Here is a 25,477-nt window from a genome sequence, read left to right on the forward strand (position 1 = left end):
GAATCGAGAGATTCATAAGAAAACGTCATCCTTTCTAGTCTAGCTTTTTTAGAAAGAATAACGTTTTTTTACACTTGGGGGTAGTGAAGATTTTTAAGTTGATGGGCATGTAGTCCCTAACCTAATAATACACGAACGAGTTGAATGATTGTTTCATTCTCTACTTTGTAATAAATTTCCAATCCTTTTCTTTCACTAGAAACGATTTTAGCGCTTTTTAATTTTGCTAAATGCTGTGAAATTGTAGATTGTGGCATGTTTAAGCCAGTATACATTGTAGAAACGTTGCTTGGACCGCGCTCGATTAATCCTTTTACGATACATAAACGAACAGGATGAGCTAGCACTTTTAATAACTCTGCATTACTTTCATATAGTTCTAATTCTTTTTGAAAGGTTTCTAACATGTTCTTTTCCACCTCCGTGTGAGCTATTATACCATACTATACATACCAAAAATTTAAAGAAAATAGTTGTTGCAGAAAAAAAGTCCTAAAGTAAAGAAATTGTAAGAAAAGAGACCCGGATGTAAATAAAATAGGTAAATTAGCATGTTTTTGTAAAATGACATTTTTGGGTGAAAATTTCGATGCGTTTTAAAAATTGAAAGATATAGATATATTTGTAACACAATTTTATCATGATTTTCTTATTCTTTCAAATGAATATACGAAATTTTTAAAATAATATGACAAAGGAATTATAATGATATATATAGAATATAAAACAGGTTAAAAGAAAAGAAGCTGAATGTCATTCGCTTCTTTATGGTGATAATGAAATATTTGATTACGGCTGATAAATCTTAGGATGATCAAGTCATTAGTCATTTATTCTAAAATTCATCTTTTAGCAACGTTAAAAATCTGTGATTCCATATGTTCTCATAAAAATCAATTGTCTCTTTTGCGGACATAAAAGGATTATTCAACGTAGAGGTTGTTTTCTGTCCCATAAAGTTTTCGTATCCTAGTCCGTGGGCAAACTTAATCGTTGCATCCATACAGTACTCTGTTTGGGCGCCACAAAATTCAATGCGATTTACAGATAATTGATCTAAAATTTCTTTTAAGTTTGTTTTATAAAATGAATTTGCATGTGTTTTTCTTACAAAAAAATCTTGTTCTTGAACATCTAGATCGGTATGAATAGCCCAAAGTTCTTTCTCGGGTACTAAATCATCATCACAATGTTGAACAAAAAGGATTGGTTTATTTAATTTTCTATATGAAGAAATTCTTTTATTTACTTTTGTTAGTAAGTTCTGTAAATCAAATAAATGCTCCTCGCTATAACATACGCCATTTTGTAAATCGATAACGATTAAAATATCTGCACAAGTATCCATTATTTTCACCCCTTTTTATTTCTTAATATATCAATTAATCCATTATTTAGAAATAGATGATATACTTTTATTTTTTATGGACTATAAGAAAAGAAGAAATTCAAATGAATATAACTAAACCGCATAAAAAGAAGATATGAAAACCTAATCTCATATCTTCTTTTTCTCTATGCATTTACAGGTTCTTCTACATAAGAAAGGGCATTTTCAAAATCGGATATTAAATCGTTAACATTTTCAAGACCGACTGATAACCGAAGTAATGAATTAGAGATTCCTCTTTTATCACGAGCTTCTTGCGACAGTGCTGCATGTGACATTTTTGCTGGATAAGAAAGAATTGACTCTACAGCTCCTAAACTAACTGCAAAAACAGGTAATTTTACTTTTGATAAAAATTTGCGGAGTGCATCTTCTGACTGCAAAGTAAACGATAAGACCGCTCCAGCTGATGTTGCTTGAGATTGTTGAATATCAAATCCGAGATGAGTTTGTAATCCCGGATAATAGACATTTTTTACTTTAGAGTGCTCTTGTAAATAATGTGCGATTTTATTGGCATTTTTAGCTGAATGTTCGAGGCGTACATGCAATGTTTTTAGACCGCGAAGTACGAGAGAACAATCTTGAGGTCCTAAAATAGCACCGAATGCATTTTGTAAAAATCCAAGCTTTTGAGCGAGTTCTGAATCTTTTACTACTGCTAATCCGGCAGTAACATCACTATGACCAGCAATAAATTTTGTAGCACTATGAAGAACGACATCAGCTCCAAGTTCAAGTGGTTTTTGGAATAGTGGTGTCAAAAATGTATTATCAACAAAAGTAAGAGCGCCAATAGATTTTGCGAGTTTAGAAACCTCGCGAATATCTGTCACTTTTAAAAGTGGGTTAGAAGGTGTTTCTACATAAAAGAGCTTTGTATTTGGTTTAATGTTTTGTTTTATTTCTTCTAAATTGGTCATATCAATAAATGTATGTGAAACACCGTAACGGGAGAGTACCTCAGTTATCACTCGGTAAGTGCCTCCGTACACATCTTCTGAAATGAGTACGTGATCACCTTGTGAAAGAAGGAGGAATGCAGTGGAAATCGCTGCAATGCCTGATGCAAAGGCGAATCCTTTTGTTCCGCCTTCTAATAAAGCAATGATATCTTCAAGAGCTTCACGAGTTGGATTTCCTGACCTGCTATAGTCATATTTTCCGAACGTATCTACATCAAACTGGTGAAAAGTTGATGTATTATAAATAGGAACGTTCACAGCGCCTGTTTGCGAGTCGTGTTTATATTGGTTGTGTAGTAAGAGTGTATCTATAGAATAGCTCATATTCTTACACCTTCTTTTACGAGTTTAATGGCTTGCTTTAAGTCTTGAATTAAATCGTTACTATTTTCAATGCCAACTGAGAATCGAAGAAGACGATTGCATACGCCGTTTGCTGTTCTAATTTCTTCAGGAATATCAGCATGTGTTTGCGTTGCTGGATAAGTCATTAAACTTTCTACACCACCAAGACTTTCGGCAAATGTAATTAAGGATAAAGATTGTAAGAATGGATTAATCCAAGCTTCATCTTTAAGGCGGAATGAGATCATGCCACCTCTTCCTGGATAAAATACATCTGTCACCCCGTCCTCATCATTTAAATACGCAACAACTGCTTTCGCATTTTCTTCATGTTGCCTCATGCGAAGCGCTAACGTTTTCATACCGCGAATTAATAACCATGAGTCAAATGGGCTTAAAACTGCACCTGATGCATTATGATAATGAGCGATTTCCTCGCAAAGTTCCTTTCCTTTTGCAACGACAAGCCCGCTTAGTACATCGTTATGTCCCCCTAAATATTTCGTTGCGCTATGAAGTACAATGTCAGCACCTTCTGTTAATGGTTGCTGTATATAAGGTGTGTAGAAAGTGTTGTCTACAATAAGAAGTAGTCCTTTCCTTTTCGCTACAGTTGCGACAGCAGCAATATCAGTAACTTGCATTAATGGATTAGTTGGAGTTTCTATGAAAATAGCCTTCGTTTCAGTTGTGATAGCTTGCTCAATTTGTTTAATAGACTGTGTATTTACGTATCTACATCGAACATTCCACTTTTTTTCATGCTCAGAAAATAATCGATACGTTCCCCCGTATAAATCTTCAGATACAATAAGTTCGTCTCCAGAGCGGAATAGAGAAAGGACGAGGAGAACAGCCGCCATCCCTGAACTACAGGCATAACCTTGTTCGCCATATTCTAAGTCTGCAATCGCCTGTTCTAAAAGACCGCGAGTTGGATTGCCAGTTCGTGAATAGTCAAAGCCAGTAGATTTACCAATTCCTTCGTGACGATAAGCGGTTGAGAAATAAACTGGTGGATTAACCGTTCCAGTTGTAGTTTCACTGCGATTTCCGATTTGTGCTAGTTTTGTTTCGATTGTTGACATGTGAAAATTCCTCCTTTTTAAATTGAAACATTAAGTGAATATAAAATAAAAAAAGCCTTCTAAGAAGAAGGCTTTCGGTTTGAATAGAGTCTTCTTCTCATCTGTCAAATCTTTCACAATTTGCTGGAATTAGCACCTTATTAACAAAATGTTAATGGTTGCTGAGGCGTCACAGGGCCAGTCCCTCTACCTCTCTAGATAAGAATGTTCGTATGAAATTTTTATTATGTTTTTAACTTTACAATAAAATATAACTGAATTGCAACTTTATTTTAAATAATTTTTATTTTTCCGCAAGTGTCATTGACTTTTACTTTTGTGCATGCTAAATTTATTAAAAAATTAACAAACATTGTTAAAAGGGGAACGCATTTCCTTTTAGCTACATAAATAAAATAATAAAGACAACTCTTATTGAGAGCGGTGGAGGGAAAGGCCCTGTGAAACCCGGCAACCTTCAAACGAAATGTTTGAAACGGTGCTAATACCTGCAAAACGAATGTTTTGCATAATAAGAGGAGGAACGATTATGTCCCCCTCTTCAAAGTGAAGAGGGGGTTTTTATATTGATAGAAATGAGGGAGAGTCGTGAAATTACTAGATTTATTATCAAAAGGAATTGTAATAGGTGATGGTGCGGTTGGGACGTTATTGCATTCACATGGTTTGCAAAGTAGCTTTGAAGAATTGAATGTATCTGATCCAGACTTAATTATATCGATTCATAAACAATATGTAGCTGCTGGAGCAGATGTAATTCAAACGAATACGTATGGAGCAAATGAGGCGAAATTACGTATGTATGGTTTAGAAAATCAAGTTACAGAAATTAATAGAGCGGCAGTAAAACTGGCGAAAGCATCTGTGACAGATAAAAATGCAATTTTAGGAACAATTGGTGGTATGAAACATATCGGAGCTGTTACAACGACTGATATGGAAAGAGAGTTTATGTTACTTGAACAGGCAGGGACTTTACTAGAAGAACAGGTTGATGGATTACTATTAGAAACTTTTTACGATGAATTTGAATTACTTCATGCCGTTAAAGTATTGCGTAAGCAAACGAATATTCCAATTGTTGCGCAATTAGCGTTACATGAAGCAGGTACGACTCAAAATGGAAATGATGTCAATGAAATATTAAAGCAACTTATAGATTACGGTGCAAATGTTGTTGGGTTGAATTGTCAACTAGGGCCGCTTCATATGACGGAAGCTTTCAAAATGATATCGATTCCTCAAAATGGCTATTTATCAGCATACCCAAATGCAGGCCTCCCGAATTATGTGGATGGACGTTACGTATATGAGGGAAGCCCAGCTTATTTTGAAGCGATGACACCGAGATTAATAGAGCAAGGTATGCGGTTATTGGGTGGTTGTTGTGGTACGACTCCAGAACATATTCAAAGTATGAAGCGCGCTGTTGCGAATATTACCCCTGTAATAGAAAAAGACACGATTCAAAGGCCGAAAGTCGTTCATACGCATGAGAAACGTTCGAAGGCTCACGTCACTCTAGCAGAGAAAGCGAAAAAACAAACGACAGTTGTAGTGGAATTAGATCCACCGAAAACGTTAGATACACAGCGTTTTTTTGAAGGAGCAAGAGCGTTAAAAAGAGCGGGAGCAGATGCTATTACTCTAGCAGATAATTCATTAGCATCGCCTCGTGTTTCTAATATGGCGATGGGTGCGTTATTAACGAAGCATGATATCCCAGTATTGACGCATTTAACGTGTAGAGATCATAACGTCATTGGACTACAATCTCATTTGTTAGGTTTATCGGCGTTAGGGATGGAAGAAGTGTTAGCTTTAACTGGTGATCCAGCGCGCGTTGGTGATTTTCCCGGTGCCACTTCTGTATATGATTTATCCTCTATTGAGCTTATTAAAATGATTAAAGAAATGAACGATGGACGTTCAATTTTAGGGAAATCAATTGGACCGGCGACAAGGTTTTCTGTAGGCGGCGCATTTAATCCTCACGTGAGGCACTTAAAAGCAGCGGTTAAGCGAATGGAACGAAAAATAGATGCTGGAGCGGAGTATTTTTTAACTCAGCCAATTTACGATATCAAGTTAATTGAAGAAGTGTATGAAGCGACAAAGCATTTGGAACAACCTATTTTTATTGGAATTATGCCGTTAGTAAGTAAGCGGAATGCAGATTTTCTTCATTTTGAGGTGCCGGGTATTACTCTTCCTGAAGAAATAAGAGAGAGAATGGATGGACATGAAACGAAAGAGGCAGCAATTGAGGAAGGGATCCGCATTTCACAAGAATTGGTCGACGCAGCGATGCAATATTTTAATGGTATTTATCTTATTACACCATTTTTAAAGTATGAAATTACAGAACATCTTGTTAAATATGTAAGAGAAAAGCAAGAAGTGAAAGAAGGTATTAATTGATGAAGTGTATAGAAGAAAAATTAAAAAATAGCATTTTAATATTAGATGGTGCAATGGGGACAATGATTCAGCAAGAGGATTTAACTGCTGAAGATTTCGGAGGAGAAGAGTACGAGGGCTGTAATGAATATTTAGTGGAAACAAGACCAGACGTTATTTTAAAGATTCATAAAGCTTATATTGAAGCTGGAGCGGATATTATTGAAACAAATACATTTGGGGCAACGAATATTGTACTAAGTGATTATGATCTGTCTCATTTAGATGAAGAACTAAATGAAAAGGCAGCACTTTTGGCGAAGCAAGCTGTTAAAGAAAGCGGGAAGGAAGTATATGTTGCGGGAGCGATGGGACCAACAACGAAAGCAATTAGTGTTACAGGTGGTGTGACTTTTGAAGAATTGATTGAGGCTTATACAAGGCAGGCACGAGGATTATTAAAAGGAGCAGTTGATGTATTACTCGTTGAGACGAGTCAAGATATGCGTAACGTGAAAGCAGCTTATATTGGAATTCAAGCCGCTTTTGAAGAACTGAAAAAAACGGTTCCTATTATGATTTCAGGAACGATTGAGCCAATGGGAACGACTCTGGCTGGGCAAACAATTGAAGCTTTTTATTTATCAGTAGAACATATGAAACCATTATCTGTTGGGTTAAACTGTGCGACTGGTCCGGAGTTTATGAGGGACCATATTCGTTCACTATCTGATTTATCGGAGTGTTACATTTCTTGTTATCCAAATGCAGGTCTTCCTGATGAAGATGGACATTACCATGAATCTCCATCTTCTCTTGCTGAAAAGGTGAAGCGATTTGCTGAAGAAGGATGGGTTAATATTATTGGTGGTTGTTGTGGCACGACACCAGAACATATAAAAGCAATGAAATCCGCGCTAGCATCTCTTAGGCCTCGTGACCATCATGAGAGAGAAGGACATGGAATTAGTGGATTAGAAGCACTGCAATATGATGAGTCTATGAGACCGTTATTTGTAGGTGAAAGAACGAATGTTATTGGGTCACGTAAATTTAAACGCTTAGTAGCAGAAGGGAAATTTGAAGAGGCTGCTGAAGTGGCAAGAGCGCAAGTGAAGAAAAATGCTCATATTATTGACATTTGTATGGCAGATCCTGATCGCGATGAAATAGAAGATATGGAAAACTTCTTAGCAGAAGTTACGAAAGTTTTAAAAGTACCGATTATGATTGATTCAACAGATGAAAATGTGATGGAGCGAGCTCTTACTTATATTCAAGGAAAAGCTGTTATTAATTCAATTAATTTAGAAGATGGAGAAGAACGATTTAAAAAAGTGACACCGCTTCTTCAGAAGTATGGTGCCGCTATAGTTGTAGGAACAATTGATGAAGACGGTATGGCGGTTAGTGCGGAACGAAAGATAGAAATTGCGAAAAGAAGCTATGAATTACTTACAAAGAAGTATGGGATACGCCCGTCAGATATTATTTTTGATGCACTTGTGTTTCCAGTAGGGACAGGTGATGAAGAATATATTGGCTCAGCGGCAGCGACTATAGAAGGAATTCGCCTTATTAAAGAAGCGTTACCAGAGTGTTTAACGATTTTAGGTGTAAGTAACATATCATTTGGTTTACCACCGGCTGGACGTGAAGTATTAAATTCAGTTTTTTTATACCATGCTACGAAAGCAGGATTAGATTACGCGATTGTGAATACGGAAAAATTAGAACGCTATGCGTCGATTCCAGAGGAAGAAAAACGCCTTGCAGATGCCTTACTGTTTGAAACGACGAAAGAGACGTTAGAAGAATTTACAAACTTTTACCGAGTTGCTAAAAAGAAAGATGTCGTTGTGCAAGAAACGTTAACGCTTGATGAAAGACTAGCAAATTATATTGTAGAAGGTACGAAACAAGGATTACACGAGGATTTAAGTCTTGCACTTGAAGAAGGAAGAAAACCTCTTGATATTATTAACGGTCCGCTTATGACAGGGATGGACGAGGTAGGACGACTATTTAATAATAATGAACTTATTGTTGCTGAAGTATTGCAAAGTGCCGAAAGTATGAAAGCCGCTGTAAGCTATTTAGAGCCACATATGGAATCTAGTGATAGTGCGAAAAAAGGGAAAGTATTGTTAGCAACTGTAAAAGGTGACGTGCATGATATTGGGAAAAATCTCGTTGAAATTATTTTAGCGAATAACGGATATGAGATTATTAATTTAGGAATTAATGTACGTTCGGATCGAATTGTTCAAGAAGTACAAGAAAAGAAGCCGGACATTATAGGCCTTTCAGGTTTATTAGTAAAATCAGCGCAACAAATGGTAACGACTGCTGAAGATTTAAAAGCGGCAAATATTGATGTGCCCATTGTTGTAGGTGGTGCAGCGTTAACGAGAAAGTTTACAGATAATCGGATTTCACCATCATATAAAGGACTCGTTTGTTATGCGAGTGATGCGATGACGGGGCTCGATATTATTAATAAGCTTCAAAAAGAAGAAGAGCGTGAGAAGATGAAGCAGGATAAAAAAGAACGTCATCTTCATATCGTAAAAAAAGAGGAGAAGAAAGTAGAAATTCCAGCAGTAATTGAGCCATTACCAAAATCAGAGGTTATGGTGCCTGATTCAACAAAACGAATTGTATTACGAGATGTTCCCGCCCTTCATCTCGCACCATTTCTGAATAGACAAATGCTACTTGGGCATCACCTTGGATTAAAAGGAAATGTGAAGAAGCTTTTGAAAGAGGGAGATAAGAGAGCACATGAATTAAATGATTTAATAGATGAATTATTGCAGGAAGGACAATCTTGGTTAAAGCCGAAAGCAGTGTATCAATTTTTCCCAGCGCAAAGCGACGGACAAAACATTGTAATATATGATCCAGAAGATCATACGCGTGTTATAGAGCGTTTCACATTCCCTAGACAAGGAAAGGCTCCCTATCGTACTTTAGGTGATTATTTGCGCCCAATAGGAGATGAGATGGACTATGTTGCTTTCTTATCTGTTACGGTTGGGGAAGGAGTTCGGGATATTGCTGAAGAGTTGAAGGCGAAAGGTGATTACCTACGTAGTCATGCCATTCAATCGTTAGCGCTTGAATTAGCGGAAGGACTTGCTGAAAAAACACATATGCTCATTCGTGACCGCTGGGGCATTCCGGACTCACCTGAACTGACGATGGAAGAACGTTTCCGTACGAAATATAGAGGAATACGAGTGTCATTTGGTTATCCGGCGTGTCCAGAACTTGCAGATCAAGAAAAGCTATTTCGCTTAATTCATCCAGAGGAAATAGGTATTTCATTAACAGAAGGATTCATGATGGAGCCAGAAGCGTCCGTAACGGCTATGGTATTTTCTCACCCTGAGGCAAGATATTTTAGTGTATTATAGTCTAGAAGGGGGAGACGTATGAAGAAAATAGTCTTTACAGGTGGCGGTTCGGCAGGACATGTAACACCTAATTTAGCCATTATCCCATATTTACAGGAAGACAACTGGGATATCTCTTATATTGGTTCTCACCAAGGTATTGAGAAAACGATTATAGAAAAGGAAGGCATTCCCTACTATAGTATTTCGAGTGGAAAGCTACGTCGTTATTTTGATTTAAAAAATATAAAAGATCCTTTTCTTGTAATGAAGGGGGTTATGGATGCGTATGTAAGAATTCGAAAACTAAAACCAGATGTGATTTTTTCAAAAGGCGGTTTCGTATCTGTACCAGTCGTAATTGGAGGATGGCTAAATAGAGTACCAGTTTTATTACATGAATCTGATATGACGCCAGGACTAGCAAACAAAATTGCGCTTCGTTTTGCTTCGAAAATATTTGTTACATTTGAAGAAGCTGCGAAACATTTACCGAAAGAAAAAGTAATTTATACAGGATCTCCTGTACGTGAAGAAGTACTAAAGGGAAATCGTGAAAAAGGTTTAGCATTTTTAGGCTTTTCACGTAAAAAGCCAGTTATTACAATCATGGGAGGAAGTTTGGGCGCAAAAAAAATTAATGAAACGGTTCGATCCGCGTTACCAGAACTTCTGAAAAAATATCAAATTGTTCACCTTTGCGGAAAAGGTAACCTTGATGAAAGTTTACAAAATAAAGAAGGATATAGACAATTTGAATATGTACATGGAGAACTGCCAGATATATTAGCGGTAACAGATTTTGTTATTTCACGCGCGGGCTCCAACGCAATTTTTGAATTTTTAACATTACAAAAGCCGATGGTTTTAATTCCATTATCGAAATTTGCAAGCCGTGGAGATCAAATATTAAATGCAGAGTCCTTTGAAAGACAAGGATATGCTTCCGTATTATATGAAGAAGATGTAAATGTAAAATCTCTTATAAAGTATGTCGAAGAATTAAGTCAAAATAATGAGAAGTATAAAACAGCACTAAAAAAATATAATGGAAAAGAAGCAATTAAAACAATCATTCAAAATATTTCAGAGGCATGATGAAACAATCATGCCTCTTTTAGTAGGGTGAAAGATTCCAAGAATTGATATTTTTATGTTACAATAAAGTGAAACTTTAATCAGTTGGGTGCATCCCACATCTAACTTCTTTACTGTTACTGAATTTTGAGGAGGGAGTCTTACTGCCCTCAAATAGCGGGATAACAAATGGGTTAATAGGGAAATTCCAATTAATGAGGCGTGAAAATACGAATGGATTAGGAGTGACTGTGTTGGAGCTAAGTCTCTATGAAAATACTGCACTTATTATATGCTTTGTGTTGTACGTTGGTAGTGTTATTGTTTATATTTCAAGGAAATTTTCGCAAGAAAGAGAGCTTGAAAAGTCAGAGATAACAGCTGAACTAGAAATGTTAGCTGATGAAAGTTATAAAAAACAAAAAATAAAAGAAGACCATGAAGCATCCCATCATTTAAACGCAAATAAGTTTTAAAGATGGGGATTTTTTTTGAAGTTGTTCTTTATTGTAGCTATAACAAATAACGCTAAAAAGGAGTTTCCCCATACATAATGAAGGAGTGTATATAAATGAATTTTTATATCGCCTCAGGTTTCCAAAATAAACATCTTGTACGTTCCGTAGCAAATGAACTGAAACATGCAGGATGGCACCATACATATGATTGGACCAAAAATGAAAGAGCAGCTAATGAAGAACAATTAAGAGAAATTGGTCAGGCAGAACAAAATGCTGTAAAAGAAGCGGATGTATTTTTACTTATATTAGATGGCGGAAACGGGAGCCATACAGAGTTTGGAATGGCGATTGCACTAGAGAAAACGATATATGTATATCATGCAGGAAACCCGCTCCAAACAACGTTCTATCACTTGCCAGAAATAAATATTTTTGAAGGAGATGTAGCTGAGTTTGCATCTTATGTTATAAATCATGTGAAATAATAGTAACTACCTAAAAGGTTATAAAAGTGATCTTTTGGGTACAGTGATGATAAGAAACGTATATAAAGGAGTACATAATATGAAATTAGAAAATGGATGGGAAACGAGCTTTTTAGAAGTCGTACAAAATAGTGAATTTAAGAAAGAGGCACTTCTTAGTCAATTGCTTTGTCAGGATAGTGAAGAAGTAGAAGAGCTTGTGGATGATTACGGCTACGAAGAACTTGTTGAACGTGAACATGATGATGAGTTAGCTGAAATCTTAGGAGAAGAACTTTTTAGTGAGATGGAACGCCAAGTATTCTTATCTTCAAACCCAGAAGAAAAATTGATTTCATTCGTCAATGGATTAGGTTTTCATGTGTTAGATTGGATCGTTCTTCTTGAAACAGAATTTGGTATTGATAGTGCAAACTTTGCATCAGATGCTGTGAAGGTGTTAGAAAAGCGTTTCAGACAGTTTCCATACATAGAGGACAAGACAATTTTTGATATGACATTTGGAGAATCGATGGATGTATTAGAATCTGTTACAGGATTACAACTAAAGGAAAAGATGAACGTATAATGAAAAAAGAACGTGATTGGATCACGTTCTTTTTTTACATAATAATAATTTTATCATCTAGTTTTGTCTGCCCGGTAAGAAGTGCGTTTAAATATTCCACTTTTCTTATACAAGCTTGTATATGTCTTTCAATCTCTTGTAACTCTGCTTGGTGATGCGTTTCAATTGGATGAATTTGTACGTTGAATTTTTCAAATTGACTACTATATGTTATTTCTGCATAGCCGCTCATAATATCGGTTTCGTTATGAAATAAAAATTGCTTCGTTTTGTCACAGAATGATACATCCTGAAAGCCATATACTTTTAATGCTTCAATTACTTTTTTAATCATTTTTGTATTCATTTTTTAACCCTCTTTACGAAGTTCTACTTATATATTATAACATAAAAAATTACATAGAAAGCGCTTCCAAGTGTATTTTATTATAAACTTTACGTTTCAATCACAAAAATGAAACAAAGAAAAAATAATTGTAAAGAAGGAAGGACTCTTTTATTGTTTTGTCATATATATAGAGAAATAGTGCAATGAAAGGAAATTTTCCGAGGTGGAGATCGTATTTCCAATTTGAGCGCAGTAAAAGAGGTGAGAATTTTGAACTTTGATATTGTAGGACAAAAAGCATATATAAAAGATGGACCGCATCGGAACCGAATTGGAATTGTAAAGAAAAACGAGACAAAATTAGCATCGCAGTTTGCTATTGTAATTGGAGAACAAGTCATTGATGTAGAGCTAAAGGATATCGTGTTAGTTGGAGTAGACGTAGGACAATTTCATAAATGGTGCGAACAAAATGGTTATTTGTGAAAAGGACGGGCTGTGAGATAATGAAATATATTTGAGGAAAGAGGATATGTTATTGTATTCTCTTTTTCTATGTTTAAGGAGGCGAAAATGAAATATAAAGAACAGGAGTTTACGTTGGAGTTAAAAGAGAACATTCAATGTATGGAGAAGGAAATAGAGCGAATATCACTTAAACTGCATAAAGAGTATTCACGTTTATACATAGAAAACCACATGGAATTAGATATGGGATTTGCAAGGGAAAAAGAGAATCCCTTTGAGGTGGGTTATTATTCATCAGTTGCTATAGCTATATTAGATGAAGAAAAAGAGATGATTGGATTTCACAATATTCCAATTTGGAAATGTGAAAGAATCTTTTTAGGAATGCCAATTCAATCAAACATTTTGGGGAGTAAGAAAGTAGGGGAACTCGCTGATGAATCTTGTTATGAGATTGAGGAAGAGTTAAAAGAGCAACTAGAAGAATACTTAGAGTGATAATTCTCAAGATAAAATCTATAAAGAGGGAACGGAATAAAAAAGACGCTAACAATTGTATGTTAGCGTCTTTTTTTCATTATGAAGCAATTTCACCAGTTTTTGTATCATCTTGATTGTACGTATCTTGATCTAATTCACCAAGCCATTTACTTGAAATAAGACCTGCTGTCATAGAGCCACTTACGTTAAGAGCTGTACGCCCCATATCGATTAATGGCTCAACCGAGATAACTAGAGCAACAATACCGATTGGTAAGTTCATTGTAGATAGTACGATTAAAGCTGCGAATGTTGCGCCGCCACCAACTCCGGCAACACCGAATGAGCTAATAGCAACAACAGCGATTAAAGTTAAAATAAATTGTGGTTGTAATGGATCAATTCCTACAGTTGGAGCGACCATCATTGCAAGCATTGCTGGATAAATACCTGCGCAACCGTTTTGTCCGATAGATACCCCAAATGAAGCTGCGAAGTTTGCAATTCCTTCGGAAATACCAAGCTTTTCTTTTTGCGCTTCAATATTTAATGGCATCGCACCAGCACTAGAGCGAGATGTGAATGCAAAAGTTAGTACAGGGAACACTTTTTTCAAATATTGAATTGGATTTAAACCAGACAATGCAATTAATAATAAGTGAATGATAAACATTACGATAAGTGCTACGTAAGAGGCTAGCACGAAGTTACCAAGTTTTAAAATAGCATTTATATCGCTACCAGCAACTGTTTTTGCCATAAGAGCTAATACGCCGTATGGAGTAAGGCGTAAAATTAATGTTACCATACGCATTACGATTGCATATACAGCATCAAGCATCTTCTTAAATAGCTCTGCTTGTTCTGGATATTTTCGTTTTACACCTATAAAGGCAATGCCGATAAAGGCTGCAAATATTACGACAGAAATTGTTGATGTTGGACGAGCGCCTGTTAAATCAAGAAACGGATTTGTAGGTAATAGCTCTAATAATTTATCTGGAATTGTTGTCTTTTCAATAGAAGTAAATCTTTCTTCAACTAGTTTCAGACGAGCAGATTCTGCATCACCTTGTTGTAGGCCGGTTGCAGATACATCAAATCCTGCACTTGCAGCGATACCGACAGCTGCAGCAATTCCTGTAGTAAGAATTAAAATTCCGATAATAAGACCACTAATTTTACCAAGATTTTTCGTTAACTGTAATTTTGTAAATGCTGAAATAATAGATACTAAAATAAGTGGCATAACGATCATTTGAAGTAACTTCACATAACCGTTACCGATTAAGCCAAACCAAGTATTTGATTCAATAATTACTTTAGAAGTTGGCTCATAAATAAATTGTAATATAAGACCGAAGATAATCCCGACTCCTAAAGCGGTAAATACGCGTTTATTAAAAGATACATGCTTACGTTGCATATAATATAATACGCCAACTAAAATGAGCATGACTGCAACGTTAATTCCGACAAGCAGTGTATTCATGTTGATTCCCCCTAATTCCAATCTGTTATATAGAATATAAGGTAATAAAACCTATAAGTCAACTAGGGAATTCCGGAATTAAAAAAAAGATGGCAAAATGCCATCTTTTAATGTCCAGCCCCAGGCACAAGTAAGAATGTCGTGTAGTATGTAAATCCTATGAAGAAAACAGTTAAATATGCCCCAAATACGTATATATACATACGCTCTGTTAATTTTAAATAGCTTAAAAGTACGAAGAAACCTGTTTGTCCTAAAAATAGTAGTGCGGCCGGTTGCATATCCCCTACATAAAACATGACCGAGAAAATTCCAGTCCAAAAGCCGAGAACGCGAAACATGCGCTCCATGCCATCTCCCTCCTTTTCTAAAAAAAGTAAACCTCACCTCATTATAGTTTATTTTTCTTACTATTGTAAATATTCGTTCATATAAAAAGAAGCCAATTATTATTATTGGCTTCTTTTTATATGAAAAATTAAATTGTTAGTTTATAATTACAAGATTTACATCCATCTAATAGACTATCATTTCGAGTTAATTCCATGTTAGGGAATAGGATTTCAAAAATTCCTTTCATCATATCTCCGTGCATGTTACAAATTTCAGTTGGATGATGAACAGCAACTTCTTTAAATGGACAATTGTGTACATCATAGAAAATTTTTGTTCCATCTGCACTTAATTCAAATGCAGGTGATAAGCCAGCTGTTGAGAAAGCTTCTTTTGCAATTTGAACTTTTTGTTCCACTGTTAAAGCATCTTCACTCACATTTAAACGTTGCATATGTTGTTGCATTAATTCAGCTCCGAATTGTTTTCCTGTTTCGTATAGCGCTTTTTCACCAGCAGCGCCAAGGCTAAGTAAAGAATTAAATGCGATTCTTGCTAACAATTGATAATCACGGAATGGAAATTGTAATTGGATAACATCTTCAGATAAGACATACAATCTGCTCGGTCGTCCGCCTTTTCCAGTTTTCTTCGTTTCCGATTTTAGCATATGAACATCTTCTAATTTAGATAAATGTAAACGCGCTACGTTTGGATGAATGTCAAACTCATCTGCAATTTCTTGTACCGTTACGTAACTATGTTTTTGCGAAATATATTTATAAATGTAATAACGAGTTGGGTCAGATAATACACCTGTAATTTTTAAAGCTTGTTCCATGAGGATCTCCACCTTTATCACTTTATCCAAGATAATAACATTATAATACAGATAAACATGAGTATAGGTAATTTCAGACAATAATTCGGAAATTGTTCATAATTTCACAAACATATTTTTCCTTTTTCCTCTATTGAAAATACAAAAGTCCAAATTTTTATTGCGCATGTTTTCATGCTATATACATAGTGAGGAGGGAAAAGTGATGAATGGGATTGAAATTTTTGCGAATGCAATTTTAAAAGAAGCGTGTAGGGTACAAGCGTCAGATTTACATATTGTGCCCCGGCAGAAGGATGTAGCGGTGCAACTACGTATAGGAAAAGATTTAATGACGATACAGTGTATTGAAAAGGAGTTTGGAGAAAAACTTGTCTCACATTTCAAATTTTTAGCATCTATGGACATAGGCGAGAAACGGAAGCCACAGAATGGTTCGTTGTATTTGCAAATTGATGGACAAGAAGTGTATTTACGCCTTTCCACACTTCCAACAGTATATCAAGAAAGTCTTGTTATTCGTCTTCATTTACAAGCATCTGTTCAGCCCTTATCACATCTTTCGTTATTTCCAAGTACGGCAGCAAAACTACTCTCGTTTTTACGCTATTCACAGGGGCTACTTGTGTTTACTGGACCGACTGGATCTGGGAAGACGACGACAATGTATGCATTATTAGAGGTAATTAGAAAAAAGAAAACACGTCGCATCATTACACTTGAAGATCCGGTTGAAAAAAGAAGTGACGATGTATTACAAATTCAAATAAATGAAAAAGCGGGTCTCACATATGAAACAGGATTAAAGGCTATTTTACGTCATGATCCAGATATTATTTTAGTCGGTGAAATCCGTGATGAAGAAACAGCAAAAATAGCTATAAGAGCAAGTTTGACAGGACATTTAGTAATGACAACGCTGCATACGAATGATGCGAAAGGAGCAATGATTCGTTTCATAGATTATGGTATAACGAGGCAAGAGATTGAACAGTCTTTATTGGCTGTAGCTGCACAGCGACTTGTCGAATTGAAGTGTCCGTTTTGCAGAGGAAAGTGCTCAACTTTATGTAAATCAATGAGGCAAGTAAGGCAGGCTAGCATTTATGAGCTACTATATGGATATGAGTTAAAACAAGCGCTTAAAGAAGCTGAGGGAGAATGTGTTACTTACAAACATGAGACTTTAGAATCATCAATACGAAAAGGATATGCTTTAGGTTTTTTAGAAGAAGATGTTTATGTTTAAGAAAACTTGGAGTTTAAGTGATCAAGTAGTATTGTTGAAACGTTTAGGAGAATTATTAGAAAAAGGCTACTCTCTTTTACAAGCATTAGAATTTTTACAGTTTCAATTACCTGTAGAAAAGAAAGTACAATTGCAGCGCATGATTGAGGAGTTAAAAGATGGGAAAAGTCTACACGATTCTTTTCATCAGTTAAAGTTTCATCAGGACATGTTAAGTTATTTATTTTATGCCGAGCAACATGGTGATATTTCTTTTGCTTTGCAACAAGGAAGTGCACTTCTTTATAAGAAAGATAAGTATAGGAGAGACATGATGAAAATAATGCAGTATCCTATGTTTTTGATGTTTTTTCTACTAATCATGCTCTTTATTTTTAAACTCATTTTATTACCTCAGGTTGAAATAGTTTATAGTTCGTTCGGTTCTAATACACCACTACTTACAGAAAAAATTTTAAGTGCAATAAAACTGCTACCTTACATTATTTTAGTCGCTATTTTAACTGTTATTATTGGAGGTATTTTATACATGTTGTATTTTAGGAAACTTCCACATATTAGACAGGTAAAAATTATGCTTCGTATTCCCCTCATCAAAACATTTCTTATTTTAAAGCATTCACATTATTTTGCTACTCAGTTGAGTGGTTTATTAAATGGTGGACTATCAGTATGTGAAGCTTTAACAATAATGATGGAGCAAAGATATCATCCGTTCTTTAAATATGAAGCGAGCCGGATTGAAAGACAATTAATTGGAGGAGAACAGTTACAATCTATCATTGCTAAAAGTGGGTATTACGAGAAAGAACTTTCTTATGTTATTACGCATGGACAAGCAAACGGCAATTTAGGGATTGAATTAGGTGACTATAGCGATCTTATTATGGAAAAGATGGAACGGAAAATTAAACATATGTTAGTTATCATTCAGCCTATTTTATTTACATGTATTGGAGGAATCGTTGTCCTTATGTATTTAGCGATGATTATGCCGATGTTTCAAATGATGAATTCTATTTAGGGGGCATTTGTATGCAGAATGAGGAAGGATTTACTCTGTTAGAGATGCTATTAGTGATGGTTGTCATAACTATATTATTACTATTAATTATTCCGAATGTAGTTACACAGCGCTCATCGGTCCAAGGAAAAGGGTGTGCAGCTTACGTGAAAGCTATAGAAGCGCAAATACAAGTATATCAATTACAACATAATAAAATTCCATCGTTAAAAGAACTGACAGATGAAAAGTATATTACAACTGATAAGTGCCCGAATGGCGAATCTATTCATATTTCAGATGATGGCGCAGTATCAATTAGGGCATTGTGAAACAACAGGGGTTTACTTTTTTAGAAATGTTACTCGTTTTATTTGCTATTTCTGTATTAAGTATAGTTACGTATTTTAGCGTGCATTCCTTATACGAGCGACAAAAAGTTGAACAATTTTTGAGGCAGTTTTCAAATGATATTTTGTATATGCAGCAATTAGCGATAAACCGTCAAAAGCACTATACATTACGTTGGCATAAAGATAGAAATATGTATGCTATAAAAGAGTCAGGTACAAAGTATTATATCGTCAAGCGAGAGTATGAAGAAGATATACAAATTGATTTGCATACGTTTCCAAATCCGATGACATATAATCCAAGTGGAAATATTAATAGAGGTGGTACGATTATAATCTCGTATAGAAATTATAAATATGAAATTGTATTTCAGCTTGGAAGAGGGAGATTTACGTATCGTGAAATGTCAAAAAGGATCCATAATGGCTGAAATGATTGTATCGTTAAGTGTTTTAATGATGGCTGTATCTTTACTACTACCGCAAACAGTATTAGTTATGCAAGAAAGAAAAAATATACAAATTCGTTATAAGGCATCTGGATTATTAAAAAAGAAGCAGCTATATATATGTATGGAAATGAAGAAAAGCGAATAATAGAAAAGAATATAAATGGAATTGTGTATTACACATATTGGGGAGGCAATGAAGTTTGTACCATGTGGAGAGATGTGAAAGACAGAATGATGGAACAATGCTTTTATGTAGGAGAAAAAATAAATTAGAATTTGGTTTTTCATTAATAGAAATGATTGTATGTCTGTTTCTATTATCAATATTTTTTTTGCTCCTTCCCCGCCTACATTTCATTGAAATGGGAAATAAACAGTCGAAAGGGTTAAATGATTGGGAGTGGGATGTGTATTTAGGGCAAATACCATAAATAATTTGTCACCTGTTGAAAGTAATTGGGTTAAATCAGAAACCCGTTGGTATATAAGGTTTTAACGGGTTTCTTTTTGGGTAACGAAGGAAGATGGTTTGTCTAAAAAAACTGAAACGCCCCGCTTTTGCCCCACTTTTTTTAAAAAACAAATTCTCGCCCCACATAAGCTTCATATTTGCTCTGTTCATTTTCAATTATTTTAGGTGTGATATGTGAATAAATATTAGAAGTAATTTCTATACTTTTATGCCCCAATCTTTCCTGGATATATTTCATTTCTACTCCAGCTTCTAATAGAAGAACAGCATGAGTATGTCTTAATCCATGAACAGGAATTTTAGGTACTTCAGCATTTTTTAAAATACGATCTAAAACGTTTTTTAATGTGGAATGTGGTATCGGTTTTCCTGAAGTTGTGAACACAAAATCAAAGGTTTTATCATACTTAGCGCCAAGTTTTAGTTTACATTCATTTTGATATGTTTTAAATGTTTTAAGCACAGAGACAAGTCTATCCGAAATAGTAATTGAACGCACAGAATCATAAGTTTTCGTTTTGCCTATTAAGTCCTTACTGTTCTTTTGTCCTGTAGGAGTATAAGCGTGATAATTTATAGTTCTATCAATGTGAATCATTTTGTTATCTAAATCAATATTTGTATCCCACTCTAATGCTGTCGCTTCACCTTTACGCATACCAGATTCCACCAAGGTATAAATTAATGTATAGTACAGAATTTTATCTTTATGGGCCGCATTCAATAATTTTGATACTTGTTCTTTTGTTAAATAGTTTACTTTTTTTGAATGCTGATTGAAACGATCCGCAGCAATTAGAATTCTGTTCGTGAAATCTTTGTAGACCATTTCTAAATCTATAGCACGTTTTATCGCATTTGACATTGTTGAATGAATAATTTCTACCGTTCGTTTGGAATAACCTTTGTTTATAAGGTGATTAATAAATTTTTGGTATTCGATTTTATTCATATCCGCTAATTTGATGTTTTGAAAATACGGAATGATGTGCTGATTAATATTTCTTTTATTGAGAAGATAAGTGCTTTGCCCCACTTTTCCTTTTTTATAAGTTTCTAGCCACTCAATTAAATATTCACTTAATAGAGTTTTTTTACTGTCCGCAGCCATTCCGTGAAACAACTGACGTTCTCGTTCGTTAGCATGAAAGGTAGCTTCTTTTTTCGATTCAAATCCACCTTTACTAATTTCTTTTTTCTTTCCTGTAGTTTTATCGACATATCGGATTCGATATTCCCATTTTTTGCCCCGCTTTCTGAAAGTTGCCATATGATATCCTCCTTTATATTTGCGACATATCATCTAATGTGGGATATGTCACTGTCGAACTTAATTAGAATAATATCACGACAACCTAATTAATGTAAAAATAAAAAAGAGAGGAATGGTCCCCTCTCTCCTTCAAATTGTAAAATGAAGAAAATTTTACAATTTGAAATTGGAAATGATTTCTTTTATGATGAAATCAAATCAGAGTATTTCATTATTCTCACCAAGAAAACGAACATAATAATCTAGTTGTTTGCAGAAGTTTTTTCTTTGACTTTCAGATAACACTCCATATGTTTTCTGAACGCCAAATAAGGTATTATGTAACATTTCATCATCCGAATTATCAATGCGACCTGTAAGCACATCTAGTGTTACATTGAAATAGGAAGCGAGGTGAAATAATGTAGTGAGATCAGGCTCAGAAAAACCATTTTCGTAATTGTTTATTTGGCTTCTACTAAGGTTTAGTTCATGAGCTAAATCTTCTTGCCTTAACGAACGACTTTTTCTTAACGTTTTTAAAGTTTCACTAAATGTCTTCATAGTACAAGTATAATTATAGACATATTGATATACTATAAATGATAGATTTATTGTCATTTATGTTATATTGATAGTAAATCTATTTTCAACATAAAATAATATAGAACAAAAGTTCGGTTTTGTGGTAAAATATGCATGTGAGGTCTTAATACGTTCTATGCAACATTGCATATTTTATTTTTAAAAATTCGAGAAACACTGATATACAAGTGTTTCTCGAATTTCTCAATAGTTTTCAGACTATTACACGACAGAATATTGGGAAATTTGTGGTATTATGAAAACAAATAAAATAAACGGAACGAAAAAAAGACTCACAGCGTGTGTAAGAGTGATTTGGCCCACTCTTACACCGTTCGCCCGACTCACGAGGGGAACATCTGCCATAAGTCTCTTTTCGGTCACTACATGAGTAACACTTACATTATAACATGCCGATAATACTAAAACATTACTATGGTATTATTTTTCCTTTAAAAAAGTTGAGAAAACGAGCGAAGTCTTTGTTCCAATAGGAGGAGCAAAAATGAAAAAGTTAATGAACGAGGTACGGGATTTTATTGATTCCAACAATATGGTTAGAAATGATTTAGCCATAAAAATAGGTGTTAGTAATACAACGCTAGGTAATGGACTAAATGGAAAATTCGAAATGAAATTTGAGAACTTTTTAAAACTGCTGAATGAAGTCTATGATAATCAAAGAGAAATTAGATTGAAAATAAAGAAATTCATAATGAAATGCACAAGCGATTTAAATGTGAAAAAATCTCTTTTTTATTGTCAAGCAGCTGGGGAATATGACACTATTCAATACTTAATTAGAAAATATAAAGAAAACGAAAATTTACAGAGGTATATTGATGTATACGAACTTTTCAATAAAAGGAATCGTAATGAGATGCGTGGACAAGAACTAAGTAATTTGGTTAATAAATTAGCTCAAATAGAAGATGTGGATCGTGAAATACTTATTGAACTATTATTAACCGTATGCATGTATGACCACGGGAATTATAGCGCGATGCTTCCGCATGCTGATAATGCTAGAAATGCACTGCCAAAAGTAAAAAATAAATTTGTAAAACAATGTGTAGAATTACATTTTTATGAGCGCCAAGCCTATATACAGCTTCTAAATAATAATGTTAGTGAAAGTCGTAGGATAGCTAATAAAGTCGTAGAATCAAGTTTTAACGCTCTAATTACTAAAGCTACAGGATTATGTTGCATTGGGGAATCTTATATATTTTCGGGAGAAATCTTAAAAGCTGAAAAGTACATCCTGGAATCTATTAGCTTATTAAACGAGGTATCTTCTGCACAGAAAACTAGAAAATATAAATCATTTCATACAACATTAGCTTTTCTTTACATAGAACATAACTTCAATCTTGATAAAATTGATTTTACAGCAATAGATAAGGCTGAAATTGCTTTTTTTGAAGCGAAATACGGAGATCGAAACCTTGCTATTAAGTTGTTAAATGAGTTGTTAGAAGAGAACGGAAAACTGACTGGTTTCCAATGGTATTATTATGCTTATGCTAGACCAGAAAAAAGAATAGAATATCTTAATAATGCATTGCTAGAGCTTGCCAAAAATGGTAATATATATTACATGCAGGCTGTTCGTGAAGCCTTAACGAAAGAGCAGGTGAGTTAAATGAAAAAAATTATTGCGACAGTAATCTGTACCTTTGCTTTATGTACATTAGTATATAAGACAGACGCAAAAGTTAGTGCCAATTCAAATGTTACACCTACAATTCAATATATGATGACGGACCCCGGTGGGCTTTAAGCTTAAAATAAGGGGATTTTAAAAAGACGCTACTTCGGTAGCGTCTTTCGTGCATTATAGGCTATAAAACTTTTTAGGGAATCAGGTAAAAGTTTTACGATTGTGAACGATTCACAATCTATATAGATAAAAACGGGGGTTTTAGGGATGAAAAAAGAAAGCTTAGAAAACGTGATAGTGACAGAGGTAACAGAATTCGAATCACAATTACTAGAGGTTGTGAAAGCAGCACATGAAGGTGATGAAAAATCACTTGAAATTATATCTAAAATGAAAAAGGCGATCGGTAGCTTCTGATGCTATCAATCGCCTGTCAGTTTCATTAAGTCTTTGAACAATTTCATAATTTCTTTTTGTTTTTCTGGGTCTTTTTCTCTAAATTGAGTTATTAGTTCTTCAAATTCGTCCTGAGCACTTGTTACAGGATTCTTTTCATCTGATTCACCTAAGACATAAGCTACAGATATATTTGCGAGTTTTGCTATATCTAAAGAAGTTTTTCTTGATGGGCATTTATCTATTTCTTCGTTTTCCCACATTGAAACCGCAGATTTACTTTTCAGACCGAGAGCATTAATGAATTCTGACTGACTCATTTTTAGTATTTCAGTCCTAATTTCTTTAACTCTCTTACTTATTAATTTGTGATTCATCTGTTTTCTCCCCTTTATAACGTTCACATATACCAGTATCTTTTGCGTTTATACATTAAATATATACTCAGTATATACATAGTATATATTTAAAATGTAACAGAAAAGTTCACTCAAAGACAACCTTTTTAAGTTTTTCAAAGAAAATTAAATTTAGGGGTTCACAAATAGTGAACATAGTGATATTATCAAATTAACGAAACGAACAAAGGTGATAAACATGAAATTAAATATAGAAAAAGCCAAAGCGTTACGCAAGAATCGTGGTTATAGTCAAGGTTATGTTGGTGATTACCTTGGATATTCAACAAAGTCTGCTTATTCACAACTTGAGTCAGGTAAGAGGCAACCGAGCTTATATAGACTAGGTTTACTATCTAAATTATATGGAGTTTCGGTGGATGAACTAGTAGAAGGTTAACGAAAAGTTAACTATTATTTTTAATCAATCGTTCACTTTTCGTGAACAAGAAAGGGGAAAGAAAATGAATCAATTTCAATTTGTGCAGCATCCAGTAAATCCATTAAGTGAGTTGGTATTTGAAAATTTAGGAGAGGTTGTAACTGATAGTCTGATGATTGCAAAAATGTTCAACAAAGAACATCACAATGTACTAAAAGACATCAAACGAACAGCGGAAGGCATTGAACAGTTAAAAAACAATATCGAAGTCATTGAGAGTGAAATTGATTTGGGGGTCGTGAGATTTTACGAGACTCATTACATCCACCCTCAAAACAAACAAACGTATATTAAGCAACTTTTAAACTTTGATGCATTCATGTTAGTCACGATGGGTTACACAACTCAAAAGGCAATGCTTGTAAAAATGAAATACATTAACGAGTTCAATCGTATGAAAGAATTAATTCAAAAACAACAACAGCCAATCAGTATTGAGGATGCAGTAATCCATAGTATGACTGAACTAAAAGAAATAAAATCACGACAAGATCATACGGAAGAAGAAATGAACAAAATGAAACTTCTAGTAGATAACGAACTATGGCTTACTGAGCAACATAAAGGAGCTGTACAGCGAAAAGTAAAACAACGTGTTTTTGAACTTAAAAAAGAAGGTTATGACAATGCATCGTATCAAGGAATTTATGGTGCGCTAAAAAGGCATTTTGGTGTAGCTAAATACGATAAAATCCCAAGGAAATATTATCAGAATGCTATGAGGTTTATTGCGGGATGGTATCCGCCAGAGAGACCTAGTGCATTAGATGATTATATTTCTTAACATCCAAAATTCAATTTTACAGAAAAGGAGATATAAAAATGATTAGTGTTCAAGTCGATGAAAAAGAAGTGAGAAATCTTTATCTAGCAGAAATTGCGGAAAAGGTTAAAGAAATCGATGCTGAGTTAGTGTATTGGGACGCTAACGAATTAAAACGAAGAACTTGTATGGGATGGAATACCATTCAAAAAACATTCTTTTTTGACCCTAGATTTCCGAAACACAAAGTAGGGGGTAAATGGTATTTTCCAGCTCAACAAGTAAAAGAGTTCTTGTTGCAATGGATATCTGAACAATAAGGAGGTGATT

The 25,477-nt window shown here is 34.6% G+C and carries 28 protein-coding genes, 2 pseudogenes and 2 riboswitches; of the genes and pseudogenes, 19 read left to right on the plus strand and 11 right to left on the minus strand.

Translation table 11 applies throughout. The features are described 5' to 3' along the window. Positions 1–116: 116 nt before the first annotated feature. From MR168_RS20040 to metI, 4 genes are all read right to left on the minus strand, one after another. Positions 117–407 carry an ArsR/SmtB family transcription factor gene (locus tag MR168_RS20040; RefSeq protein WP_000894377.1) on the minus strand — a complete coding sequence of 97 codons (291 nt, stop codon included), beginning with the start codon at positions 405–407 and terminating at the stop codon, positions 117–119. A gap of 428 nt (positions 408–835) precedes the next feature. Continuing rightward, complete coding sequence (locus MR168_RS20045) at positions 836–1,348, minus strand: cysteine hydrolase family protein (RefSeq protein WP_000379157.1); 513 nt, start codon at positions 1,346–1,348, stop codon at positions 836–838. 167 nt (positions 1,349–1,515) lie between these two features. After that, the gene (metC, locus tag MR168_RS20050) at positions 1,516–2,679 is read right to left on the minus strand and encodes a cystathionine beta-lyase (RefSeq protein WP_025687685.1); all 1,164 of its coding nucleotides are present in this window, start codon (positions 2,677–2,679) and stop codon (positions 1,516–1,518) included. Continuing rightward, complete coding sequence (gene metI / locus MR168_RS20055) at positions 2,676–3,788, minus strand: cystathionine gamma-synthase/O-acetylhomoserine thiolyase (protein WP_086412117.1); 1,113 nt, start codon at positions 3,786–3,788, stop codon at positions 2,676–2,678. The genes metC and metI overlap by 4 nt, the downstream gene beginning before the upstream one ends. A 94-nt stretch (positions 3,789–3,882) precedes the next feature. Next, a riboswitch (SAM riboswitch) is annotated at positions 3,883–3,993 on the minus strand. Positions 3,994–4,196: 203 nt separating this feature from the next. Continuing rightward, positions 4,197–4,306, plus strand: a riboswitch (SAM riboswitch). Positions 4,307–4,376: 70 nt separating this feature from the next. Between metI and MR168_RS20060 the strand changes: the two genes are divergently transcribed. The 6 genes from MR168_RS20060 to MR168_RS20085 all read left to right on the plus strand — a co-directional run bounded on the left by MR168_RS20060 (position 4,377) and on the right by MR168_RS20085 (position 12,177). After that, on the plus strand, positions 4,377–6,209 hold the full coding sequence (locus MR168_RS20060) for a bifunctional homocysteine S-methyltransferase/methylenetetrahydrofolate reductase (protein WP_086412118.1): 1,833 nt from the start codon (positions 4,377–4,379) through the stop codon (positions 6,207–6,209). Then, positions 6,209–9,607, plus strand: coding sequence for a methionine synthase (metH, locus tag MR168_RS20065; protein ID WP_025709780.1), 3,399 nt, complete (start codon positions 6,209–6,211; stop codon positions 9,605–9,607). Before MR168_RS20060 ends, metH begins: the two co-directional genes overlap by 1 nt. 18 nt (positions 9,608–9,625) lie before the next feature. Then, positions 9,626–10,684 carry an undecaprenyldiphospho-muramoylpentapeptide beta-N-acetylglucosaminyltransferase gene (gene murG, locus MR168_RS20070; protein ID WP_000724779.1) on the plus strand — a complete coding sequence of 353 codons (1,059 nt, stop codon included), beginning with the start codon at positions 9,626–9,628 and terminating at the stop codon, positions 10,682–10,684. A 194-nt stretch (positions 10,685–10,878) separates the two neighbouring features. Further along, the gene (locus tag MR168_RS20075; protein WP_001250699.1) at positions 10,879–11,139 is read left to right on the plus strand and encodes a DUF3966 domain-containing protein; all 261 of its coding nucleotides are present in this window, start codon (positions 10,879–10,881) and stop codon (positions 11,137–11,139) included. Between the two features lie 95 nt (positions 11,140–11,234). Next, complete coding sequence (locus MR168_RS20080; RefSeq protein ID WP_001012344.1) at positions 11,235–11,609, plus strand: nucleoside 2-deoxyribosyltransferase; 375 nt, start codon at positions 11,235–11,237, stop codon at positions 11,607–11,609. Positions 11,610–11,688: 79 nt separating this feature from the next. Beyond that, positions 11,689–12,177 carry a hypothetical protein gene (locus MR168_RS20085; protein WP_140159380.1) on the plus strand — a complete coding sequence of 163 codons (489 nt, stop codon included), beginning with the start codon at positions 11,689–11,691 and terminating at the stop codon, positions 12,175–12,177. 34 nt (positions 12,178–12,211) lie between these two features. Here MR168_RS20085 and MR168_RS20090 read toward each other — a convergent pair whose 3' ends face one another. Next, entirely contained in the window at positions 12,212–12,523 is a 312-nt protein-coding gene (locus MR168_RS20090) for a hypothetical protein (RefSeq protein ID WP_001093237.1), read from the minus strand. Positions 12,524–12,775: 252 nt separating this feature from the next. Between MR168_RS20090 and MR168_RS20095 the strand changes: the two genes are divergently transcribed. Beyond that, a complete protein-coding gene (locus tag MR168_RS20095) occupies positions 12,776–12,991 on the plus strand; it encodes a DUF3912 family protein (protein WP_001008327.1) in 216 nt (71 codons plus the stop codon). Positions 12,992–13,078: 87 nt separating this feature from the next. Further along, entirely contained in the window at positions 13,079–13,471 is a 393-nt protein-coding gene (locus tag MR168_RS20100) for a hypothetical protein (protein ID WP_000875399.1), read from the plus strand. A gap of 79 nt (positions 13,472–13,550) precedes the next feature. Here MR168_RS20100 and MR168_RS20105 read toward each other — a convergent pair whose 3' ends face one another. The 3 genes from MR168_RS20105 to MR168_RS20115 all read right to left on the minus strand — a co-directional run bounded on the left by MR168_RS20105 (position 13,551) and on the right by MR168_RS20115 (position 16,119). Further along, positions 13,551–14,945, minus strand: a complete 1,395-nt coding sequence (locus tag MR168_RS20105; RefSeq protein ID WP_025709781.1) for an L-cystine transporter — start codon at positions 14,943–14,945, stop codon at positions 13,551–13,553. A 107-nt stretch (positions 14,946–15,052) separates the two neighbouring features. After that, positions 15,053–15,295: a DUF2626 domain-containing protein gene (locus MR168_RS20110; RefSeq protein ID WP_000440716.1), complete on the minus strand. Its 243-nt coding sequence runs from the start codon at positions 15,293–15,295 to the stop codon at positions 15,053–15,055. A 128-nt stretch (positions 15,296–15,423) separates the two neighbouring features. Continuing rightward, complete coding sequence (locus MR168_RS20115; protein WP_000434125.1) at positions 15,424–16,119, minus strand: helix-turn-helix transcriptional regulator; 696 nt, start codon at positions 16,117–16,119, stop codon at positions 15,424–15,426. Positions 16,120–16,324: 205 nt separating this feature from the next. Here MR168_RS20115 and comGA point away from each other — a divergent pair, with 205 nt between their 5' ends. The 6 genes and pseudogenes from comGA to MR168_RS20145 all read left to right on the plus strand — a co-directional run. Then, positions 16,325–17,368, plus strand: coding sequence for a competence type IV pilus ATPase ComGA (comGA, locus tag MR168_RS20120; protein ID WP_086412120.1), 1,044 nt, complete (start codon positions 16,325–16,327; stop codon positions 17,366–17,368). Further along, positions 17,355–18,392 carry a competence type IV pilus assembly protein ComGB gene (comGB, locus tag MR168_RS20125; protein ID WP_016123380.1) on the plus strand — a complete coding sequence of 346 codons (1,038 nt, stop codon included), beginning with the start codon at positions 17,355–17,357 and terminating at the stop codon, positions 18,390–18,392. The genes comGA and comGB overlap by 14 nt, the downstream gene beginning before the upstream one ends. A gap of 11 nt (positions 18,393–18,403) precedes the next feature. Continuing rightward, complete coding sequence (comGC, locus tag MR168_RS20130) at positions 18,404–18,703, plus strand: competence type IV pilus major pilin ComGC (protein WP_001178684.1); 300 nt, start codon at positions 18,404–18,406, stop codon at positions 18,701–18,703. Continuing rightward, on the plus strand, positions 18,700–19,155 hold the full coding sequence (gene comGD, locus MR168_RS20135; RefSeq protein WP_000813141.1) for a competence type IV pilus minor pilin ComGD: 456 nt from the start codon (positions 18,700–18,702) through the stop codon (positions 19,153–19,155). Before comGC ends, comGD begins: the two co-directional genes overlap by 4 nt. Next, positions 19,148–19,449 (plus strand): annotated as a pseudogene (locus MR168_RS20140) (type II secretion system protein). The gene comGD and the pseudogene MR168_RS20140 overlap by 8 nt, the downstream one beginning before the upstream one ends. Then, positions 19,419–19,601 (plus strand): annotated as a pseudogene (locus MR168_RS20145) (prepilin-type N-terminal cleavage/methylation domain-containing protein); the annotation flags it as partial. The pseudogenes MR168_RS20140 and MR168_RS20145, both read left to right, overlap by 31 nt. Before the next feature lie 147 nt (positions 19,602–19,748). Here the strand turns inward: MR168_RS20145 and MR168_RS20150 are convergent. Both MR168_RS20150 and MR168_RS20155 read right to left on the minus strand, forming a co-directional pair. Then, positions 19,749–20,918, minus strand: coding sequence for a site-specific integrase (locus tag MR168_RS20150; protein WP_205189374.1), 1,170 nt, complete (start codon positions 20,916–20,918; stop codon positions 19,749–19,751). 201 nt (positions 20,919–21,119) lie between these two features. After that, positions 21,120–21,464: a helix-turn-helix domain-containing protein gene (locus MR168_RS20155; RefSeq protein WP_205189367.1), complete on the minus strand. Its 345-nt coding sequence runs from the start codon at positions 21,462–21,464 to the stop codon at positions 21,120–21,122. 526 nt (positions 21,465–21,990) lie between these two features. Between MR168_RS20155 and MR168_RS20160 the strand changes: the two genes are divergently transcribed. Continuing rightward, positions 21,991–23,130 carry an AimR family lysis-lysogeny pheromone receptor gene (locus MR168_RS20160; protein ID WP_086391745.1) on the plus strand — a complete coding sequence of 380 codons (1,140 nt, stop codon included), beginning with the start codon at positions 21,991–21,993 and terminating at the stop codon, positions 23,128–23,130. 285 nt (positions 23,131–23,415) lie between these two features. Next, on the plus strand, positions 23,416–23,565 hold the full coding sequence (locus tag MR168_RS20165; protein WP_000712277.1) for a hypothetical protein: 150 nt from the start codon (positions 23,416–23,418) through the stop codon (positions 23,563–23,565). A 5-nt stretch (positions 23,566–23,570) separates the two neighbouring features. Here the strand turns inward: MR168_RS20165 and MR168_RS20170 are convergent, their stop codons facing one another. After that, the gene (locus MR168_RS20170; protein ID WP_001015842.1) at positions 23,571–23,921 is read right to left on the minus strand and encodes a helix-turn-helix domain-containing protein; all 351 of its coding nucleotides are present in this window, start codon (positions 23,919–23,921) and stop codon (positions 23,571–23,573) included. A 220-nt stretch (positions 23,922–24,141) separates the two neighbouring features. Between MR168_RS20170 and MR168_RS20175 the strand changes: the two genes are divergently transcribed. The 3 genes from MR168_RS20175 to MR168_RS20185 all read left to right on the plus strand — a co-directional run bounded on the left by MR168_RS20175 (position 24,142) and on the right by MR168_RS20185 (position 25,467). After that, positions 24,142–24,342, plus strand: a complete 201-nt coding sequence (locus tag MR168_RS20175) for a helix-turn-helix domain-containing protein (RefSeq protein ID WP_000773129.1) — start codon at positions 24,142–24,144, stop codon at positions 24,340–24,342. 64 nt (positions 24,343–24,406) lie between these two features. After that, positions 24,407–25,168, plus strand: coding sequence for an ORF6C domain-containing protein (locus MR168_RS20180; RefSeq protein ID WP_242291461.1), 762 nt, complete (start codon positions 24,407–24,409; stop codon positions 25,166–25,168). A 38-nt stretch (positions 25,169–25,206) separates the two neighbouring features. Continuing rightward, positions 25,207–25,467, plus strand: a complete 261-nt coding sequence (locus MR168_RS20185; protein WP_016123370.1) for a hypothetical protein — start codon at positions 25,207–25,209, stop codon at positions 25,465–25,467. Positions 25,468–25,477 lie beyond the last annotated feature (10 nt).

Source organism: Bacillus cereus group sp. BfR-BA-01356, from assembly GCF_022663635.1.
Taxonomy (GTDB): domain Bacteria; phylum Bacillota; class Bacilli; order Bacillales; family Bacillaceae_G; genus Bacillus_A; species Bacillus_A cereus.

What these genes read in the sequence shown, in the direction of transcription:
- MR168_RS20040 (WP_000894377.1), bottom strand. Translation starts at nt 407, where the DNA reads ATGTTAGAAACCTTTCAAAAAGAATTAGAACTATATGAAAGTAATGCA.
- MR168_RS20045 (WP_000379157.1), bottom strand. Translation starts at nt 1,348, where the DNA reads ATGGATACTTGTGCAGATATTTTAATCGTTATCGATTTACAAAATGGC.
- metC (WP_025687685.1), bottom strand. Translation starts at nt 2,679, where the DNA reads ATGAGCTATTCTATAGATACACTCTTACTACACAACCAATATAAACAC.
- metI (WP_086412117.1), bottom strand. Translation starts at nt 3,788, where the DNA reads ATGTCAACAATCGAAACAAAACTAGCACAAATCGGAAATCGCAGTGAA.
- metH (WP_025709780.1), top strand. Translation starts at nt 6,209, where the DNA reads ATGAAGTGTATAGAAGAAAAATTAAAAAATAGCATTTTAATATTAGAT.
- murG (WP_000724779.1), top strand. Translation starts at nt 9,626, where the DNA reads ATGAAGAAAATAGTCTTTACAGGTGGCGGTTCGGCAGGACATGTAACA.
- MR168_RS20075 (WP_001250699.1), top strand. Translation starts at nt 10,879, where the DNA reads ATGAGGCGTGAAAATACGAATGGATTAGGAGTGACTGTGTTGGAGCTA.
- MR168_RS20080 (WP_001012344.1), top strand. Translation starts at nt 11,235, where the DNA reads ATGAATTTTTATATCGCCTCAGGTTTCCAAAATAAACATCTTGTACGT.
- MR168_RS20085 (WP_140159380.1), top strand. Translation starts at nt 11,689, where the DNA reads ATGAAATTAGAAAATGGATGGGAAACGAGCTTTTTAGAAGTCGTACAA.
- MR168_RS20090 (WP_001093237.1), bottom strand. Translation starts at nt 12,523, where the DNA reads ATGAATACAAAAATGATTAAAAAAGTAATTGAAGCATTAAAAGTATAT.
- MR168_RS20100 (WP_000875399.1), top strand. Translation starts at nt 13,079, where the DNA reads ATGAAATATAAAGAACAGGAGTTTACGTTGGAGTTAAAAGAGAACATT.
- MR168_RS20105 (WP_025709781.1), bottom strand. Translation starts at nt 14,945, where the DNA reads ATGAATACACTGCTTGTCGGAATTAACGTTGCAGTCATGCTCATTTTA.
- MR168_RS20110 (WP_000440716.1), bottom strand. Translation starts at nt 15,295, where the DNA reads ATGGAGCGCATGTTTCGCGTTCTCGGCTTTTGGACTGGAATTTTCTCG.
- MR168_RS20115 (WP_000434125.1), bottom strand. Translation starts at nt 16,119, where the DNA reads ATGGAACAAGCTTTAAAAATTACAGGTGTATTATCTGACCCAACTCGT.
- comGA (WP_086412120.1), top strand. Translation starts at nt 16,325, where the DNA reads ATGAATGGGATTGAAATTTTTGCGAATGCAATTTTAAAAGAAGCGTGT.
- comGB (WP_016123380.1), top strand. Translation starts at nt 17,355, where the DNA reads ATGTTTATGTTTAAGAAAACTTGGAGTTTAAGTGATCAAGTAGTATTG.
- comGC (WP_001178684.1), top strand. Translation starts at nt 18,404, where the DNA reads ATGCAGAATGAGGAAGGATTTACTCTGTTAGAGATGCTATTAGTGATG.
- MR168_RS20150 (WP_205189374.1), bottom strand. Translation starts at nt 20,918, where the DNA reads ATGGCAACTTTCAGAAAGCGGGGCAAAAAATGGGAATATCGAATCCGA.
- MR168_RS20155 (WP_205189367.1), bottom strand. Translation starts at nt 21,464, where the DNA reads ATGAAGACATTTAGTGAAACTTTAAAAACGTTAAGAAAAAGTCGTTCG.
- MR168_RS20160 (WP_086391745.1), top strand. Translation starts at nt 21,991, where the DNA reads ATGAAAAAGTTAATGAACGAGGTACGGGATTTTATTGATTCCAACAAT.
- MR168_RS20165 (WP_000712277.1), top strand. Translation starts at nt 23,416, where the DNA reads ATGAAAAAAGAAAGCTTAGAAAACGTGATAGTGACAGAGGTAACAGAA.
- MR168_RS20170 (WP_001015842.1), bottom strand. Translation starts at nt 23,921, where the DNA reads ATGAATCACAAATTAATAAGTAAGAGAGTTAAAGAAATTAGGACTGAA.
- MR168_RS20175 (WP_000773129.1), top strand. Translation starts at nt 24,142, where the DNA reads ATGAAATTAAATATAGAAAAAGCCAAAGCGTTACGCAAGAATCGTGGT.
- MR168_RS20180 (WP_242291461.1), top strand. Translation starts at nt 24,407, where the DNA reads ATGAATCAATTTCAATTTGTGCAGCATCCAGTAAATCCATTAAGTGAG.
- MR168_RS20185 (WP_016123370.1), top strand. Translation starts at nt 25,207, where the DNA reads ATGATTAGTGTTCAAGTCGATGAAAAAGAAGTGAGAAATCTTTATCTA.